Below are 17,253 nucleotides of genomic sequence, written 5' to 3'. Positions count from 1 at the left end.
ACCTCAACTCCCTTCCCTCTTCAGGGCGTTGGCGAGGCTCGGTGCCTCCCGGTCCCGTCGGGACATCGAGGTGATCGGCAGCGGCCAGGGAATGGCGAGCTCCGGGTCGTCGAAGGCGATCGTCACGTCCTCGGCCGGATTGTGCGGACGGTCGATCCGGTACGAGGTGTCGGCGGTCTCGGTCAGCGCCTGGAAGCCGTGCGCGCACCCCGCCGGGACGTACAGGGTCGCCTGCGTCTCGCCGGACAGTTCGAAGAAGGCCCGGCCCAGGTAGGTCGGCGAGTCCGTCCGCAGGTCCACGACGACGTCGAAGATCCTCCCGTACGAGCACCGCACCAGTTTGGCCTCGCCGGCGCCGGAGCGCAGGTGCAGGCCGCGCAGCACGCCCCGGACCGAGCGGGACACGCTGTCCTGGACGAAGGCGCCCGGGTCGAGGCCCACCGAGCGGACCACGGCGGCGTCGAAGGTGCGGCAGAAGAAGCCGCGTTCGTCGGCGTGCGGCGTCGGCTCGAACAGGTACGCGCCGGCGATCGCCGGGACTTCGGTCGCTTTCATGCCGGGCACATTCATGGGACCTCCCGCAAGGCGTGGACGTGGTGGACCGCAGGGAACAGGGCCGTGGTCAACGCGGCGAACTGGTCGTCGAGTTGGCGAGCGGCGGCCGCGTTCCGCTCGGCGAGGACCTGGCGCAGCTCCGGCGCCTGCTTCTCCAGGGCCCGGAACTGCGCCAGCAGCCGGTCGGCGTCGACCTCACGGGCCGGGTGGCGGAAAGCGCCGAGACCCATCCGGGCCATCAGCGCGTCGCTCTTCGCCGCATAGCTGAGCGCGAGCGTCGGCGTGCCGACCTTCAGCGCGCAGATCAGGTTGTGGTAGCGGATCGCCACCACGGTGTCGGCGGCCGCCGTCTCCTTCATCAGGTCGGCGAGCGAGGAGACTTCGGCGGCGGTGAGCAGGGGCGAGTCCACCGCGTCGAGGATCGCGGCGACCACCGGTGCATCGCACGCGTCGCCGGTGAGCAGCCGGACGGGCCTGCCGTCCTCGACCAGCGCGCGGACGAAGCGCGTCGTCCCGTCGAGGTAGCGCCGGTGGATCTCCTCGGCCCGGGCGCGGTCGTCGTCGCTCCCGTAGAAGGCCATGACACCAACGCAGACCAGGCCCGGCGACGCCGCGGACCCGCCCGCCCGCGGCGTCGGCAGGGAGAACGCGAGGTCAGGGAAGACCCCGTCGCCGGTGGTGTCGACGCCCATCTCCCGCATCGCGTCACGGGATTGAGCGTCCCGGTACGACCGGTACGCGGCCAGCCGCGCCGACCAGCGCACCAGGGCCCGGGTCAGCCGGTTGCCGATCGCGGCGGCGCCGACGCTGACCAGCGCCACCGGGGTGCCAAGCAGCCGGCCGGACGCGCAGAGCAGGAACAGCGCGTACGGGAAGCCCCACGGCCGCAGCGGCAACGTGGCCTCCAGGACGCCCATGCCCGGCACGATCACCACGTCGTGCCGGCGCACCCAGGCGGCGGTGCGGAAGGCGTCGACGAGCTTGCCCAGCCCCTTCGCCGCGATCGCGCCCCCGCGCGAGGCCGTCCGGTACTCACCGCGGTACCAGTGCAGCCGCGTCGCGGGGATCTCGTACCGCGACGCGACGGCCTCGGGCCCGCCGCACAGCGCGTCCACGACCGCGTCCGGGTGCGCGGTGCGGAGGTAGCCGAGCACGGCCTCCAGCGACCCGTCGTTGCCGAGGTTGCCGGAGCCGAGCAGGCCGAACACCCCGACGCGCACCGGAGTTCCGTTCCCGGGCGTCATGGTCGCCTCCCCTCACGGCCCGCCACGAGGGCGTCGACGGAGACGGCGAGCCGGGCCGGGTCGACGGGGGCGCGGTCCTCGACCCGCTCGCCGGCGCCCGGCCGGACCCGACTGGTCAGCCAGGCGGCCAGGTGGCGGCGGCAGGCGCGCCGGTCGGCCGGGGACAGCGGCGCCCGCCGGATCGCCGAGGCGAAGCCCCAGACGTACTCGGCGAGGAGACGGGGCGTCGGGTGCAGCGGGCCCGCCCGGCGCGGGTCCAGGTTGACGCACCGGGCGCGCTTGGAAGGGTTCGCCCGCTCGGCGCGGGTGGGGTGGTCGCGGCGGAAGTACAGCAGCTCCGGTACCTGGTGGAAGGGCCCGTGCAGGGTGATCTCGGCGACGAACGTGCGGTCCGCGTGGTGGTAGCTGCCGAGCGGCTTCACCCGGCGCAGCACATCGGCCCGCAGCACCCCGTAGAAGTCGTCGCCGCCCGGCTCGAACAGCAGGCTGCGGAAGCGCTCCGGCGGATGCGGCGAGTCGGTGGTGAGCCCGTACTCGTACGGGACCTTCACCCGGCCGTCGCCGTCGACGATCGCCTGCCCGGTGTGCGCGAGGATCACCTCGGGCCTCTCGTCCAGCGCCTCCACGCAGCGCCGCAGCAGGTCGCGGCCGTAGAGGTCGTCGTGCGAGGCCCACTTGAACAACTCGCCCCGGCATTCGGCGAACACCCGGTTGTGGTTCGGTGTGGCGCCGATGTTCCGGGGCAGTCGGAGGTACCGGATGCGCGGGTCCCGCGCCGCGTACGCGCGGCAGATGTCCTGGGTCCCGTCGGTCGAGGCGTTGTCGGAGACGACCAGCTCGAAGTCCTCGTAGGTCTGGCCGAGCAGGGCCTCGAACGACTCGGCCAGGTACTCCTCGCCGTTGTAGACGGGCAGGCCGATGCTCAGCCGTGGTGGGGCGGTCATGGGGTCCTCACTTCGGGGGTGGGGGAGTGGTGGTACTCGCGCAGGGCGGACCGCAGTTGCAGCCACCACACGGCCGAGCCGCTGACGGTCGCGGTGGCGACGCCCCAGGCCGAGCCGACGGTGCCGGCGGCCACCGCCCCGCCGAGCCCGCCACCGACGTAACAGGCGGAGGCGAAGAGCTGGCAGCGCAGGCTGCGTCGGGCCGCGGCGAGGGCACGCAACCCCGCCGCCGCGCCAGTGCCGAGACCGGCACCCGCGACACCGAGCGTGATCGGCACGATGAGCTGCGCGGCGGAGGGCCAGACGCCGCCGAGCACCAGCGCGCCGAGCCGGTCCGGCATCAGCAGCAGCGCCCCGCCCCAGAGCAGCGCCGCCGCGGCCTGCCCGCCGCCCAACAGGAGGCAGAACGGGCCCAGTTGGTGCGGGGAGCGCCGCAGTACCCGTGCCGCCTCCGGGACGGTGACCAGCGAAAGCCCCATCAGCACCGCCAGGAACGGGCCGAGCAGCAGCTCGGCGCCCCGGACCGCACCCACCGCGCCGACCCCGACGATCGCGCCGAGCCCGTAGGCCCGGAGCTGGCTCGCGCCGCTGAGCGCGACGTTCTCGACCAGGTACCGGTAGCCGAGGTCGCGCTGCTCGCGCAGCCATCCGCGCGCCAGGGACATCCGGGGCCGGATGCCGGACTGGAGGCAGCCGTACGCCGCCGCCACCGCTGCGGCCGCGCCCCAGGCGAGCACGAAGGCGGCCACGCTGCCCACATGGGTCGCCACCACCATGGCCGGCACGAGCGCGACGCCGCACACGACGTCGTTGACGAACGCCCTGCGCCCGGTGCCGGCGGCGAAGAACGCGAACCGCCAGGCGTCCTGCAGCAGTAGCGCCGGTAGCACGACGCCGAGGCAGGCGAACGCGGGCCCCACGCGGCCGCCGAGGGCGAGCCCGGCCACCAGGCACACCGCACCGAGGGCGGTGCCGAGGCCGAGCGCGGTACCCGAGGACCGGGCCACCGCCGCGCGCCAGGACGCGGCCGACGCGCTGCTGAAGCGCACCACGAGCGGGTCGGTGGCCAGCCCGCGGGAGACGTTGAGCACCACGCCGTAGGTCACCCAGGCCAGGCTGAACACGCCGAACGCGGCCACCCCCAGCGAGCGGGCCACGTAGACCCCCACCACGAAGTTGGAGAGGCTGGAGGCCGCCTGGTCGGCCAGTCCCCAGGACAGCCGACCGACCATGGCCCGCTTGGCGGTCCGCCGGGCCGGCCCGGCCGGGTCCGCCGATGCCGTCGTCCGCTTCCCCCCGGTGGTCATCGGCGTCATGCCTTGATCAGCCCGGCGCCGTGCAGGGCGCCGGCCGCGGCGGCGACGGTGTCGAAGGGCAGCCCGGACCGCTCGGCGACGTCCAGCAGGCTGTGCTCGCCGTCGGAGAGGTTGAGCACCCACAGCATGGCCATCTGGGCCTGCTGGGTGTCGCTGCGGCCGCCGAGCGCTTCGTACAACCCGCGCCGGCCGAGCTGCGGTTCGCCGTAGGGGCTGAGGTTGAGGTACCGCCGGTTGCGGTCCAACACGGCGCACGCCTCGCGGCAGACGGCGAGGGTGTCCGCCATCGCCTCCGGGGAGACGAAGTCCGGGTTGTCCGCGGAGGTGTGGTACTCGGGATAGCCGGCGTACGGGGTTCGGCTGAGCGACCCCACACCGAGGTTGAATCCGGGCGAGCAGTACTGCCGCTCGTCGTAGCCGTACGGGGTGAACTCCACGACCCGGTGCGGGCGTTCGGAGGCGGCGAGCACGTGCCGCATGACCCGGTCGATCTCCGCGTCGCCACGTCTGCTCTGCTTGTACGTCAGATGGCCCGGGTCCCCGGCGCAGGCCAGCACCAGGCCGTGCTTGACCCGCTCCATCCGCCGCGCGTTGCGGGCGAGCCAGGTGATCGCCCCGATGGTGCCGGGCGCGTAGACGAACCGGTAGGTGTAGTACGGCGTTTGCCCGGCCAGCGACCGGGCCAGGAACGTCGCCACCGCGATACCGGCCAGGTTGTCGTTGGCCAGCGACGGGTGGCAGACGTGGCAGGAGACGATCACCTCGTCGGGGACCTGACCGGGGACCACGTGCTCGGCGTAGGTGAGGTGGCCGTCCGCGAGGGTGGAGTCGACGCACACCTCGTACGCGCCGTCCGGCAGCGCGTCCAGGGTCTCCTGGGCCAGGCAGAACCCCCAGTCCGGCGTGTAGTAGCTGGTGCGGTAGGGCACCCAACTCGGGTGTTCCGGCAGGGTGTGCAGGTGCCCGCGCAGCTCGGCCAGTGACATGGTCGTGGAGACCGGCACGCTGTAGCCGAGCACGTGCAGGCTGGACGCGGCGAAGTCGACGACCCGCTTGCCGGTGGCGTCGGCGATGTACGCGTCCCGGATGTTCCACTCCTGCGGCACCGTCCAGTCGAGCACCTGCGTCCCGGTCGGCACCTCGTGCACCGTGAGCGGGACGTACTCGCCGACGATGGCCAGGGTGTCGCGCACACCGTCGCCGGTGATGCTCCGGCACAGCGGGTACAGCCGCTCCACCAGCGCGTGCATCTTTTCTCCGAGCCCGGTCATCGGCGCCGCCGCAGGGTGTCGTCGACCGCGCCGGCCTCGGACGCCGCCCGCAGCACGGCGAGGCGGGTGAAGCGCCGTTCGAAGTCCTCCCGGGTCAGCCCGAACGTCCGGTAGGCATCGGCGAGTTCGAGCGCGCCACGCCGCACCGTCCACGCGCAGTCGAACCCGGGTACCGCGGCGCGGAACCGGGAGAAGTCCACCCGGTACGACCGGGGGTCGGCACCGTTCTCCCCGGTGATCCTCACCCGTGAGCCGGACACCGCCTCGGCGACCCGCTCGGCGATCTCGGCGACCGTGACGTTGTTGGCCTCGCTGCCGATGTTGAACGCCCGGTCGTGGACCGCCTCGCGCGGCGCGTCCAGCGCGGCCGCGAAGGCCCGGGCGATGTCGGCGGCGTGCACCAGGGGGCGCCATGGGGTGCCGTCGGAGAGCACCAGCACCTCGCCGGAGAGCAGCGCGTGGCCGACCAGGTTGTTCAGCACGATGTCGGCGCGCAGCCGCGGTGAGTAGCCGAAGGCGGTGGCGTTGCGCAGGTACACCGGGCTGAAGTCACCGTCGGCCAGCGCGTGCAGGTCGTCCTCCACCCGCACCTTGGACTCCGCGTACGGCGTCACCGGGCGCAGCGGGGCGTCCTCGGCCACCAGGTCGTCACCGCCGGCGGCGCCGTAGACCGAACACGTCGACGCGTACAGGAAGCGCCGCACCCCGGCGTCGCGGGCCAGTTGGGCGAGCCGCACCGAGGCGCGGTGGTTGATGTCGTAGGTGAGTTCCGGCGCCAGCGATCCCAGCGGGTCGTTGGACAGCGCGGCCAGATGGATCACGGCGTCCACCCCGGCCACGTGCGACGCCGTGACGTCGCGCAGGTCCACCCGATGCCCGGACGGGTCGGCGGGTGCCGGGCCGAGGACGCAGTCGGAGAACAGGCCGGCGTCGAGGCCGACGACCTCGTGTCCGGCGGCGGTGAGGACCGGGGCCATCACCGTGCCCAGGTAGCCCTGGTGCCCGGTCAGCAGTACGCGCAAGGTTCATTCCCCCAGCTTGAGAGTGAGTTTGGTGACGGCGAACGCCTCGGCGTAGCGCGCGTGGCATTCGATGCCGCGGATGCGCGCCAGGCCGAGGAAGGACTCCCGGTCGTACCAGGGCCGGTGCCGCTGCGAGGGGTAGTGCTCCTGCAGCAACCGCACCTTCTCTTCGGCGACCTCGGGCGACAGCGGTTGGTACGCCGCCGGACGGCCGAGATCGCCGTCCCACTTGACGATCTCGTAGCCGAGCACGAGGTGGTCGCGGAACGCGGTGGGCACCAACCGGGCCAGGCCGCGGTGGTCCTGGTGCGCGTCGTCGGTGCGCGGGGCCAGGATCAGATCCGGCTCGGTCCCCGCACGCAACTCCTCCACCGCGGCCTTGGCCTCGTCCCAGTGCACGGGCAGTCGGCCGTCCGGCAACTTGTCCACGGTCAGCCGCAGTTCGGCACCCGGGCAGAAGGCGGCGAGCGCGGCCTGCTCCTCCTGCTCCCGTTCGCTGCCACCGCCGGAGAGCACCAGCGCGTCGACGCGGATGCCCGGCCGGGCGCGGCACACCGTCAGCAGCGTGCCGCCGGCGCCGATGGCGATGTCGTCGCAGTGCGCGCCCACCGCGACGATCCGGTCCAGGCGCCCGGCCCCGAGGCGGATCACGCGGTCCCCACAGCGACGGCTTCGCGTTCCCACACGGCCCACGGGCGCTCGCCGCGGGCGTACCCGGCGTCGAGCGCGGCCCGCTCCTTCACGGTGTCGGTCGGCTTCCAGAAGCCGCGGTGTTGATGCGCCACCAACCGTCCACGCTTGGCCAGTTGGGCGCATCCGTCGGCGACCAGATCCCCGTTCTCCGGTATGTGGTCGAAGACCTCCTGGCGGAGCACGAAGTAGCCGCCGTTCTCCCACAGCGGCAGTTCGCTCACCGCGGTGATGCCCCCCACCAGGCCGTCCTCGCCCAGGTCCACGCAGTGGAACGAGGACTGCGGCGGCACCACCATCATCGACGCACCGGCGTCGCGCCGGGCGAAGGAGTCGATCATCTCGGGCAACGGGGCGTCGGTGAGCACATCGGCGTAGTTGGCGAGGAACACCTCGTCGCCGTCCAGGTGGTGCCGCACCCGGCGCAGCCGCTCCCCGATGGGCGACTCGATGCCGGTCTGCGCGAACGTGATCGTCCAGTCGGCGATGTCGGTGGACAGCAACTCGGTCCGCCCGCCCCGCAGCACGAAGTCATTGGACGCCGTCTCCTCGTAGTTGAGGAAGAAGTCCTTGATGTGGTGCGCCCCGTACCCGAGGCACAGGATGAACTCCGTGTGCCCGAAGTACGCGTAGTAGCGCATGACATGCCAGATCAGCGGCCGCGGGCCGACCATCGCCATCGGCTTGGGCATGTCGTCCGCGGCTCCGCTGCGCATGCGCAGCCCGTAACCGCCGCAGAACAGAACGACCTTCATGCTGCGACCTCTTTCACGACGTGACCTCGACAATGCTCAGTTCCGGGATGGGAAAGACCAGTCGGCCGCCCCAGGCGTGCACGAAGGACAGTTGCTCGACCAGCTCGGCCCGCAGGTTCCACGGGAGCACGAGGACGTGGTCCGGTCTGTCGGCGGCTATCTGCTCGGGCGACAGGATCGGGATGCGGGTGCCCGGGGTGAACCTGCCGTGCTTGTAGGGATTGCGGTCGACCGTGTACGGCAGCAGGTCCGGGCGGATGCCGCAGTGGTTGAGCAGGGTGTTGCCCTTGCCCGGGGCGCCGTAGCCGACGACCGTCTCACCGCGCTCGGCCGCCTCGATGAGGAACCGCAGCAGATCCCGGCGTACCTTGGCCACCCGGGCGGAGAACTCGGTGTACCCGGACAGCTCCTGCAGCCCGGCGGCCTTCTCCCGGGCCAGCACGTCGGCCACTTGGGGCGACGGCTCGCCGGCCACCTCGGCCGGCCGGGCCCACAGCCGGAGGGAACCGCCGTGCGTGGGCAGCAACTCGACGTCCACGAGCGCGAGTCCGCCGCTCGCCAGCGCCCGGGCCGCCGACGCGACCGTGTAGTACTGGAAGTGCTCGTGGTAGATCGTGTCGTACTGGTTCTCCTCGATCAGGGTCAGCAGGTGCTGCACCTCGATGGAGACCCAGCCGTCGTCGGCGACCAGGGCGCGCAGCCCTCGGGTGAACCCGACGACGTCGGGGACGTGCGCGTACACGTTGTTGGCCACGACCAGGCCCGCCGGGCCGTGTTCGGCGCGGACGGCCGCGCCGGTGTCCGGCGACAGGAACTCCGTGAGCGTGGGCACACCCGCGTCCCGCGCCGCGGCCCCGACGTTCACCGACGGCTCGATGCCCAGGCAGCGGATCCCCCGGTCCACCAAGTGTCGCAGCAGGTACCCGTCGTTGCTCGCGACCTCGACCACGAAGGCGTCGGCGCCGAGGGCGAGGCGCTGCACGGCGTCGGCGACGAACGTGCGCGCGTGCTCCACCCAGGACGTCGAGAACGAGGAGAAGTACGCGTACTCGCCGAACGTCTCCTCCGGCGTGATCAGCGGCGGGATCTGCGCCAGCCAGCAGTCGGTGCAGACCCGCAGGTGCAGCGGGAACGCCGGCTCCGGCTGGTCCAGTTGGTCCGCGGCGAGAAAGCTCTCACACGGCGGCGTCGCCCCGAGATCGACGACGCTCGCCATCGCTTCCGAGCCGCAGAGTCGGCATCGTGTCATCTACTTCCCCCCAATGATTCCGTCCGTCCCGCGATCGCGGTGCGGTACCCAGCCACCAGGCGCGCAAGGCCGACGGCCGGGCTGAAACCCCGCTCGTAACGGCGCCGGGCCGCCCGGCCCATCTCCCGGTTGCGGCCCGGCTCGGCCGCGATCCGGCGTATGCAGGACGCGAGCGAGTCGGCCTCGCCCGGCCGGTGCAGCAGCCCGGTCACCCCGTCCTCGACGAGTTCGACGAAGGCGCCGTGACCGGCGGCGACGGTCGGGACCCCCGCCGCCATCGCCTCGACGACCACCAGGCCGAACGCCTCCAGCCACGTCGAGGGAGCCACCACGGCCACCGACCGCGCGACGACCTGCCGGCACCGAACCGGGTCCAACAGGCCGACGTAGCGCACGTCGTCACGGCCCGCCGCCCAGGCGGACACCTCTCCCTCCAGCGGCCCCGCGCCGGCGATGACGAGGGGCACGCCCACTCCGCCGCCCGCCGCGATCCCGTCCCACGCGGCCATGAGCAGCCGCACGCCCTTGGCCTCCGCGAGCCGACCGAGAAAGAGCAGATGCTCGCCCGGGCCCGTGCGGCGGACGCCCGGCTCCGGCACGAAGTTGTGCTTCACCGCCAGTCGTTCGGCCGGCATGCCGGCCCGCACCAGGACCTCGCGCTGCGCCGCGGAGATGCAGAAGAACCGCTCCACGCCGGACCACCACCGTCGCCGGTTGACCGACAGGCTGACCGCGAGCGGCACCGTCGCAAGCCGGGAGCCCCGGTAACAGCCGTGCCGGACGGCCGGCAGCGGCGTCGCCCGGACGCACTCGGCGCACGGCCGGCCGTCCCGTTGCAGCGTGCCGGGCGGGCAGACCTGGGTGTAGTTGTGCAGCGTGGCCACGACGGGCACAACGGCGTCGGCGCAGGCGGCCAGCACCGCGGGCGACAGGAGCGGGAAGACGTTGTGGACGTGCACCACGTCCGGCCGCCCGGTGCGCAACCGGGCGGCGAGTTCCGCGCGGACCGCCGGGTTCCACGGCACCAGCAGCGGCACCGCGGCCTTGCCCAACAGGGACCGGGCGGCGATGTCGTCGCTGCGCCGCTCGAACACCTCGACCCGGTGGCCGGCCGCCCGCAGCAGCGCCGCCTCCTGGTCGACGACCTTGTTCTCCCCGCTCGGCTGCGCCGAGGCGTAGCGGTTGTGCACCACGAGGACGTGCATGGTCAGGCCACCTCCGACCGCTGGACTCCGCGCGGGACGCGTCGTCGGGGAACTACGGGCACGGGTAAGGGCGTTGCTGCGGCGGGTGCCGCCAGGAGCGAGGCGGCGACCGCCAGGTGCAGCAGGTACGGCGAGGCGTCGCCCAGCCCGGCCTCGGTGTACGACGCGATCGCGCAGTAGCTGATCAGGAAGATCGCGCAGGCCCTCGGCAGCGACGGCGGCCGCAGCAACGCGACGCCGCCCAGCACGAGGAGGAGGGCCGCCACCAGGGCGATGCCGATCAGACCCTGCTCGTTGTAGACGGCCAGCCAACTGTTGTCGATCGGCAGCCCGCCGAACGACTTGTCGCCCAGGCCCACGCCGAACATCTGCTCCGCGGCCGTCCTGGGCGCCGCCAGCAGGGCGTCCCACACCTTGGCCCGACCGGTGAGGCTGGAGAAGTTCTCCTGGCTCTGGCCGCGCAGGAACCACGCCTCCAGCACGGAACCGAGCGCCACCGTGGCCACCGCGGCGCACAGCACCGCCCAGAGGAAGAACCGGCGGGCGGCGGCACTGGTCAGCAGGAGCGAGCCGATCGCCAACGCCAGCCCGATGAACAGCCCGAGCGTGGCCGTCCGGGTATGGGTCAGCGCGAGCAGGACCAGCGACGGCACGATGACGACCGCCGCGCTGGCCCGGTCGGTCCGGCGGCCCAGCACGAGCAGCACGGTAAGCCCGGTGATCACCGCGGCGTACTGCCCGATCTGCGGTGGGGTGAGCGGCCACAGCGCGCCGACGAGGCGTCCGCCGTAGAGGTCGGGCAGGGCCGCACCCGGTGAGACGACCAGGCCGGCGGCCACCGACCCGAGCACCGCGAAGTACATCCGGATGTGGTGCCGGACGAACGTCGGGCCGCCGTCCCACCAACAACTGAGCAGCCACAGCGTGCCGACGAAGAGAGCCAGCCGGGCGCAGCGGAACAGCGCGCCGAACCCGGACTCCATCTGCGCGCTGGAGATCACGCCCGTCACCAGGAGCAGGGTGAGCAGGAACAGGAAGGCGCTGGGGCGGACGCGCAGCCGGCGGTTGAGGACGAGGGCCAGCGCGAACGCGGCGACCAGCGCGCCCATGGTGACCAGTTGGATGAGGGAGCGGGGCAGCGGAACGATGGTCCTCGCGCCGGCGGAGCCGAGCGTGTTGAGGACCAGCAACCCCCAGACGATCCCGACGAGTTTCGGTGCCCCGGGAGGGCGCGGTGCGCCGCCGGGCCGCGTTCCCGCCGTGTCCCGTCCGCCCGGCGGCCCACTGCGCGTCAGGTCCCCGGCCATCTCAACCACCGGCCCGCGGGTCGAGGGCGCTGCCCGCGTCCTGCCGGTACGGCGTGCCCCGCCACTGCCCGGAGTCCAGCACCCGGCTGGGGTCGTGGGCGACGAACTTCCACGGCCCGAGGTAGACGTTGTCGTGCCAGCGGTTGTGCTGCGTGCCGGTGATCGCCTCAGCCACCCGTTCGCCCTGGTACGGCGACCAGTCCGGGTACGTGCCGTAGTTGGCCAGCACCGCCATGCGATCGCACTTGGCCGTGCACGGGACGACGGACTCGTCCAGCACGAAGCGGTTGCCGTGGATGTCCACCCGCTGGGTCTTCCACCGGCAGTCGCCGTAGAGCGGTGCGCGGGCGATCGCCGGCTCCGCGCAGCGGCCGGTGTCGCGCACCAGCAACGTGCAGTCACCGGACGAGGTGTTGGCCGGGCTGTTGCAGAACCGGTCGGCGTTCTCCCACAGGGTGATCCCGTTCCAGTTGTTCTCCAGCACGTTCCGGTAGATCTCGATCCTGTCGGTGCGCGCGCGGACGCGTGGTTCGCCACCGGACTCGGACAGGTAGACGGTCGCGAACGGGAAGTCGTCGCCGCGGTCGGCCGCCCGGCGGCCCTCGACCCAGTTGTTCCGCCGGATCGTGTTGTTCCGGATGACCGCGTTGTAGCTGGTCTCGTAGATCAGGGCGGCGCCGTCATTGGCCTCGATCACGTTGTCCTCGATGCGGAAGTCGTTGTTGTTGGTGTCCGCCCACAACCCCGCTCCGCGGTTGTCGTGCACCCAATTGCCGCGTACCTCGGCGCGGTTGACGGCCCAGAACTTCACGCCCCCGGTGCAGCCGCAGCCCGGCCGGCGCCGTTCCCAGTCGCCGGTGTTGTTGCCCACGATCTCGTTGCCCTCCACCACCAGGTCGCTGAAAGGGCCGCCGTTCCTGTACGCGTTCAGGCCGTACTGTCCGTTGTCGCGCAGGCAGTTGGCGCGGACCCGCTGGTGGGCACCGGCCATCAACCCGGCCCCGGAGTTGTCCCGGATCGTCAGGTGCTCGATCACCCACCCGTCGGCCGAGTCGTGGTTGACCACGCCCTCGTTCTGTGGCGCGACGAAACGCCGCACGGTCAGGTAGCGGATGGTGACGTTGCGGGCGGAACCGCCGAACGCGTACTGGTTCTCCTTCCGACCGTCGAGCACTGCGCCCGGCGCACCCAGGTAGCGGTCTCCCTCCTTGGGGATGACCTGGGCGTAGCGATCCGGGGCGAGCCGGTGCCTGCCCGGGCGGAGCCAGAACGTGGTGTGCGGAGGGTTGTCCTTGGTCTTCGCCGCCAGGTCACCGACCACCGCGGGATCGACCGCCACCGTGCCCGCCGGCGCCCGCGTCGGCCCGGCCGCGGGCTCGGCACACACCCTGGCCACGGGCGTGGACAGCGCCCCGGACGCGGTGGGCGCGGCGGTCGGCTTCGCCCGGGTGCCGTGCGCGCCCTCACAGCCGGTCGTCGCCAACAGGGCCAGCGTCAGCGGTGTCGCCGCCCACGCCCAGTGCCGCCAGTTGATCCCCACGCGCCCCCCTAGCCGCGGAACCTGAGCACGGTGGTGAAGCCCTCCGCGCCGTCGGTGAAGCCGGTGCCGACCAGCGTGGTGGCGGGTTCCCTGCGCCCGAAGCCGGCGGAGTACCAGCCCAGCGGCGGATCGGTCTCGCCGCGGTGCGCCCGCCAACTCAGCCGCCCGGGCAGGTCGAGCACCGCCCGGCGCTCCTCGCCGCCCCGGGTCCAGGTGAGCACCGCCCGGGCGTCCGCCAGGTCCGCGGCGATCGCCGGACCCAGGTGGAACGCGAGGCGCACCGCCGCCCGGTGCCGGCCGCGCACCTCGTCCAGGACCCTCAACTCCGCCCGTGCCGGCGTCAGTTCCACCCTGCGGCGGTGCACGAAGCCCTGGTATCCGTCGTGCTCGGCACACCAGCGGGCCGTCCCGCCGATCGAGGCGCCGGAGGCGTCCGCGGCCAGCACGCGGCCGTGGGCATGTCGGGTCCACAGGAACGGGCCGCCGGAAGCGGACTGGTCACCGCCGGCCAACTGCAGGGTGTTGTGGCCGAGGGTCGACCGGAAGTACTGCCGCCACTCGGGCTGCCCGTGATAGCAGAACGTCCCCGGGTCGGCGAGCACATCGACCCCGTCGTGCCGGACCTCCACGGACAGCGCGTCCGCGTGGGCGTGCGCGGCGATGGACAGGAAGCCGTGCGGACCACCGTCGCAACGGCACCAGACCTCCGCCGGGCCGCGCAGGATGGTCATGCCGGCGTCGGCGAAGTGCGCCGGTCGGCTCGCCGGACGGGACACGTCCCGCACCTCGGGCGTGATCAGCGCGGCCAGCAACGGGGTACGCACATCGGTGCCGGTCACCGTCGGCCACCAGGCGAGCCGACCGAACACCGCGTCCCCGGTGGCCAGCAGCGAGGCCCAGCGATCCGTGCCCGCGCCGTCCACGACCAGACCGTGACCGTCGTCCGCGTCCCCCTGGCGCGGCGGCCGCAGCCGGTTGTCCACGACCGCCGCGAGCGCGTCGGTCATCCGCAGCAGCACCAGCCGGACGGTCGCGGGGACCGGCACCGCGGCGGCGTCCGCCTCGGCAAGCGCGGCCAGGCCGAGCTCCAGCACGAGCCCGTGGTACTCCGTCGCCAGCTCGCGATTGAGGCCCGAGGGGAAGGTGTTGGCGCGCAGGTGCCGTTCCAGCGACCGCAGCGCGCCCGCCCGCCACCGCGCCGAGGAGGGGAACCAGCCGAACGCGCAGGCCGCGGCGAACTGCCCGGCGGCCTCGGCGATGACGTGGTTGTTCGCCGAGGACCCCCGACTGGGGAAGGCGGCCAGCCAGCGCTGGTGGTGCCAGATCTGGTTCAGCGCCACCGAGTTGCCCTCGAACAGCCCGGCCGCGCCCGGCCAGTCGTCGAGCAGCCGACGGATCCACACCCAGGACAGCAGCCGGATGCCCAGCTCGATGCCGCTGACCCAGTGCACGCCGCGCAGTGGGGGGTTGGCCACCCACCACGACCGCAGGTGCGCGGCCACGCGCTCGGCATACCGTTCGTTCCCGGTGAGCGCGTAGGCGGCGGCGAGCACGGTGAGGTACTGATGCCGGGACAGCTCCCAGATCTGCTTGATGTCCCCGACCTCGTCCTCGTTCCGGTACGGCACGTCGAAGGCGTAGCCCCACGGCGCCCGGCGCCCGGTCTTCGGGTCGTACCACCAGTCCGGGTCGGCCAGGTCGTCGCGGACCACCCCGAAGTACTCGGCGCGCCCGTCCATCAGCCGGTCCGCTGCGGCGACGAGACGTTTCGCGGCGGCCGGAGGCACGGCGGCGATCGTCCCGGCGGGCAGTACCGCGGTGAACCGGGCGCCGGTCACGCTCGGGAAGTGCGGCCGCGCCGACCGCCACCGCCGCCTGCGCACCCCGTCGCCCACCCGGCCGCCGACCTCAGCCGGTCCCATCCGGGACAGCCGCCGCAGGTACCAACCCGGACTCCCCGAACTCACCGTCATCGCGCCCTCGCCAACGTCACCGGCGTGCCGCCGGCCAGGCCGGCCCGTACCGCGAGGGTGGCCGCCGTGGTGGCGACCAACGACTCCAGCGGCACCGGCATCGGCCCTCCGGTCCGCACCGCCTTGATGAACGCGGCCAGTTCGGCGTTCTGGCCCTTGTCCCGGGCCCTGGGCAGCCGCGAACTGACCCACTTCTCGGGGCCGTACACCGAGGCCCGGACGAAGTCGTCGAGCCGCAGCACCTTGCCGTCCGCGACCAGGTCCAGCGTCTCCTTGGGGAAGCCGGGCGCCCCGGTGGTGACGTAGCTGAGGGCGGCGGTGGATCCGTCCGGGTAGCGCAGCACGACCTGCAGATCCTCGTTGCCGGACGGGGCGAGGGCGTACACCGAGACCGGGTCGGCCCCGAGCAGCCAGCTCGCCGTGTCGATGAAGTGCCCGCCCTCGCCCTCGAACCGCGATCCCTCGGTGGCCTGTTGGAGGTACCAGCTCCCGTGCTGCAGCCTGCCCGCGTTGATCAGGTAGCGCAGGCTCGCCGGGCCGGTCCGGGCGCCGAACCGCTCCCTGGCCTCGTTCAACAGCGGTGCGAACCGGCGGTTGAAACCCACCTGCAGCCGGTCGTTGCCGGAATCCTCCACCGCCGCGAGCACACCGGCCAGTTCGTCCTCGGTGAGGGCCAGCGGCTTCTCCACGAACACCGCCTTGCCGGCCAGCAGCGCCTTCCGGGTCAGTTCGGCGTGCGAGCTGTGCCGGGTGACCACGAACACCGCGTCGACGGACTTGTCGCCGAGCACGGCGTCGAGGTCCGTGGTCGCCTCGGCGAAGCCGAACTTCCGCCGCGCGTTGGTCGCGGACAGCGCCGTCGTGGTGACGACGGTCGACAACTCCACGCCGTCGCGTCGCGCCAGGTGCGGCAGCAGCATCGACGTCGCGTAGTTCCCCGCGCCGACGAACGCCAGCCGCACCGGTGTCTCGGCGGCCCGGGCCGGACTCCGTTGCACGTGCACCGCGGGCACGGCCACCGCCGGTGCCTCCGCCTCCCCGTCCCCCGCACGTTCGGGGTACCGGAACAGCACGGCCACGGCCTTCAACGCGCCGTCCTTCAGGCGCCGGTACGTCTCGACGGCGTCATCGAAGGCGGCGACGTGGGAGACCAACGGCTCCACGTCCACGCGGCCACGGGCGACGAGATCGAGGAAGCACGCCAGGTTGCGACGCTCGGTCCAACGCACGTAGCCGATCGGATAGTCCCGCCCCTCCAACTCGTACGCCGGGTCGTAGCGCCCGGGACCGTAACTGCGGGAGAACCGGACGTCGAGCTCCTTCTCGTAGTACGCGTTCCACGGCAGGTCCAGACGGCACTTGCCGATGTCGACGACCCGGCCGCGGTCCCGGCACAACCGGGCGGCCAACTCCACGGGTTGGTTGCTGCCGGCGCCGGCGGCCAGGTACACCTGGTCCACGCCGCGGCCGTCGGTGAGTTCGGCGACGGCGGCCTCCACGGCCGCGGAGGCGGGATCGCTACAGGCCGCGGCGCCCAGGCGCTCCGCGAGCCCGCAGCGCGTCGGATCGGGGTCGACGCCGACGACGCGGACTCCCGAGGCGACGAGGAGCTGCACCACCAACTGGCCGATCAGGCCGAGGCCGATGACCAGCGCCACGTCACCGAGCTGTGGCTCACCGCGGCGCACACCCTGCATCGCGATCGATCCGACGGTGCCGAAGGCGGCATGCCGCGGCGCGAGGCCGTCCGGCACCGGGGCGTAGAGGTTCCTCGGCACCCAGTTCAACTCGGCGTGCAACGCATGCTCGTTGCCGGCACAGGCCACGAAGTCGCCGACCCGCACGTCGTCGATCCCGGTGCCGACCTGCTCGACCACCCCGCACAGCGAGTAGCCGAGCGGCGTGTAGGAGTCCAGCTTGCCCATCACCTTGCGGTAGGTGGCCGGCACCCCGCTGGTGGCCACGCTCTGCATGACCTTGGCCACCTGGTCCGGCCGGGAACGGGCCTTGCCCAGCATCGACATGCCGGCCTCGGACACCTTCATGAGCTCGGTCCCGGTGGATATCAGCGAGTAGGCGCTGCGGACCAGCACACCGCCCGGCTTGCACCCCGGCACCGGCACGTCGAGCACCGCCAGCTCGCCGCTCTTGTAGTTCTGCACGACCTGTTTCACCCGAAGTC

General features: G+C 72.7%; 14 protein-coding genes. All 14 read right to left on the bottom strand.

What is annotated here, in order from left to right; genetic code table 11:
• Positions 1 to 3: 3 nt before the first annotated feature.
• The 14 genes from PV796_RS00955 to PV796_RS00890 are packed head-to-tail and all read right to left on the bottom strand — an operon-like array spanning position 4 to position 17,245.
• Entirely contained in the window at positions 4 to 555 is a 552-nt protein-coding gene (locus tag PV796_RS00955) for a dTDP-4-dehydrorhamnose 3,5-epimerase family protein (RefSeq protein WP_274910817.1), read from the bottom strand.
• A gap of 11 nt (positions 556 to 566) precedes the next feature.
• Positions 567 to 1,799: a polysaccharide pyruvyl transferase family protein gene (locus PV796_RS00950; protein WP_274910815.1), complete on the bottom strand. Its 1,233-nt coding sequence runs from the start codon at positions 1,797 to 1,799 to the stop codon at positions 567 to 569.
• Positions 1,796 to 2,743, bottom strand: a complete 948-nt coding sequence (locus PV796_RS00945) for a glycosyltransferase family 2 protein (protein WP_274910813.1) — start codon at positions 2,741 to 2,743, stop codon at positions 1,796 to 1,798. The genes PV796_RS00950 and PV796_RS00945 overlap by 4 nt, the downstream gene beginning before the upstream one ends.
• Positions 2,740 to 4,059 (bottom strand): hypothetical protein, encoded by a 1,320-nt coding sequence (locus PV796_RS00940; RefSeq protein WP_446750546.1) that lies wholly within the window; start codon positions 4,057 to 4,059, stop codon positions 2,740 to 2,742. Before PV796_RS00940 ends, PV796_RS00945 begins: the two co-directional genes overlap by 4 nt.
• Complete coding sequence (locus PV796_RS00935; protein WP_274910809.1) at positions 4,056 to 5,330, bottom strand: DUF4910 domain-containing protein; 1,275 nt, start codon at positions 5,328 to 5,330, stop codon at positions 4,056 to 4,058. The genes PV796_RS00940 and PV796_RS00935 overlap by 4 nt, the downstream gene beginning before the upstream one ends.
• Positions 5,327 to 6,352, bottom strand: a complete 1,026-nt coding sequence (locus PV796_RS00930) for an NAD-dependent epimerase/dehydratase family protein (RefSeq protein ID WP_274910808.1) — start codon at positions 6,350 to 6,352, stop codon at positions 5,327 to 5,329. Before PV796_RS00930 ends, PV796_RS00935 begins: the two co-directional genes overlap by 4 nt.
• A gap of 3 nt (positions 6,353 to 6,355) precedes the next feature.
• Positions 6,356 to 7,003, bottom strand: a complete 648-nt coding sequence (locus PV796_RS00925; protein WP_274910806.1) for a PIG-L deacetylase family protein — start codon at positions 7,001 to 7,003, stop codon at positions 6,356 to 6,358.
• Positions 7,000 to 7,797, bottom strand: coding sequence for a glucose-1-phosphate cytidylyltransferase (locus tag PV796_RS00920; protein ID WP_274910805.1), 798 nt, complete (start codon positions 7,795 to 7,797; stop codon positions 7,000 to 7,002). The genes PV796_RS00925 and PV796_RS00920 overlap by 4 nt, the downstream gene beginning before the upstream one ends.
• Before the next feature lie 13 nt (positions 7,798 to 7,810).
• Positions 7,811 to 9,046 (bottom strand): class I SAM-dependent methyltransferase, encoded by a 1,236-nt coding sequence (locus PV796_RS00915; protein WP_274910804.1) that lies wholly within the window; start codon positions 9,044 to 9,046, stop codon positions 7,811 to 7,813.
• On the bottom strand, positions 9,043 to 10,251 hold the full coding sequence (locus PV796_RS00910) for a glycosyltransferase (protein WP_274910802.1): 1,209 nt from the start codon (positions 10,249 to 10,251) through the stop codon (positions 9,043 to 9,045). The genes PV796_RS00915 and PV796_RS00910 overlap by 4 nt, the downstream gene beginning before the upstream one ends.
• 2 nt (positions 10,252 to 10,253) lie before the next feature.
• Positions 10,254 to 11,558 (bottom strand): O-antigen ligase domain-containing protein, encoded by a 1,305-nt coding sequence (locus PV796_RS00905; protein ID WP_274910801.1) that lies wholly within the window; start codon positions 11,556 to 11,558, stop codon positions 10,254 to 10,256.
• Position 11,559: 1 nt separating this feature from the next.
• A complete protein-coding gene (locus tag PV796_RS00900) occupies positions 11,560 to 13,098 on the bottom strand; it encodes a right-handed parallel beta-helix repeat-containing protein (RefSeq protein WP_274910799.1) in 1,539 nt (512 codons plus the stop codon).
• A gap of 8 nt (positions 13,099 to 13,106) precedes the next feature.
• Positions 13,107 to 15,071 (bottom strand): alginate lyase family protein, encoded by a 1,965-nt coding sequence (locus tag PV796_RS00895; RefSeq protein WP_274910797.1) that lies wholly within the window; start codon positions 15,069 to 15,071, stop codon positions 13,107 to 13,109.
• Positions 15,068 to 17,245: a bi-domain-containing oxidoreductase gene (locus PV796_RS00890; RefSeq protein ID WP_274910795.1), complete on the bottom strand. Its 2,178-nt coding sequence runs from the start codon at positions 17,243 to 17,245 to the stop codon at positions 15,068 to 15,070. The genes PV796_RS00895 and PV796_RS00890 overlap by 4 nt, the downstream gene beginning before the upstream one ends.
• Positions 17,246 to 17,253 lie beyond the last annotated feature (8 nt).

It is taken from the genome of Streptomyces sp. WZ-12 (assembly GCF_028898845.1).
In the GTDB taxonomy this organism is placed as follows: domain Bacteria; phylum Actinomycetota; class Actinomycetes; order Streptomycetales; family Streptomycetaceae; genus Streptomyces.
This window is presented reverse-complemented; position numbering and strand designations above follow the sequence as displayed.

Bases quoted from the DNA above. Each gene is read 5' to 3' on its own strand.
- PV796_RS00955 (WP_274910817.1), bottom strand. From the start codon at position 555: ATGAAAGCGACCGAAGTCCCGGCGATCGCCGGCGCGTACCTGTTCGAG.
- PV796_RS00950 (WP_274910815.1), bottom strand. From the start codon at position 1,799: ATGACGCCCGGGAACGGAACTCCGGTGCGCGTCGGGGTGTTCGGCCTG.
- PV796_RS00945 (WP_274910813.1), bottom strand. From the start codon at position 2,743: ATGACCGCCCCACCACGGCTGAGCATCGGCCTGCCCGTCTACAACGGC.
- PV796_RS00940 (WP_446750546.1), bottom strand. From the start codon at position 4,059: ATGACGCCGATGACCACCGGGGGGAAGCGGACGACGGCATCGGCGGAC.
- PV796_RS00935 (WP_274910809.1), bottom strand. From the start codon at position 5,330: ATGACCGGGCTCGGAGAAAAGATGCACGCGCTGGTGGAGCGGCTGTAC.
- PV796_RS00920 (WP_274910805.1), bottom strand. From the start codon at position 7,797: ATGAAGGTCGTTCTGTTCTGCGGCGGTTACGGGCTGCGCATGCGCAGC.
- PV796_RS00915 (WP_274910804.1), bottom strand. From the start codon at position 9,046: ATGACACGATGCCGACTCTGCGGCTCGGAAGCGATGGCGAGCGTCGTC.
- PV796_RS00910 (WP_274910802.1), bottom strand. From the start codon at position 10,251: ATGCACGTCCTCGTGGTGCACAACCGCTACGCCTCGGCGCAGCCGAGC.
- PV796_RS00905 (WP_274910801.1), bottom strand. From the start codon at position 11,558: ATGGCCGGGGACCTGACGCGCAGTGGGCCGCCGGGCGGACGGGACACG.
- PV796_RS00895 (WP_274910797.1), bottom strand. From the start codon at position 15,071: ATGACGGTGAGTTCGGGGAGTCCGGGTTGGTACCTGCGGCGGCTGTCC.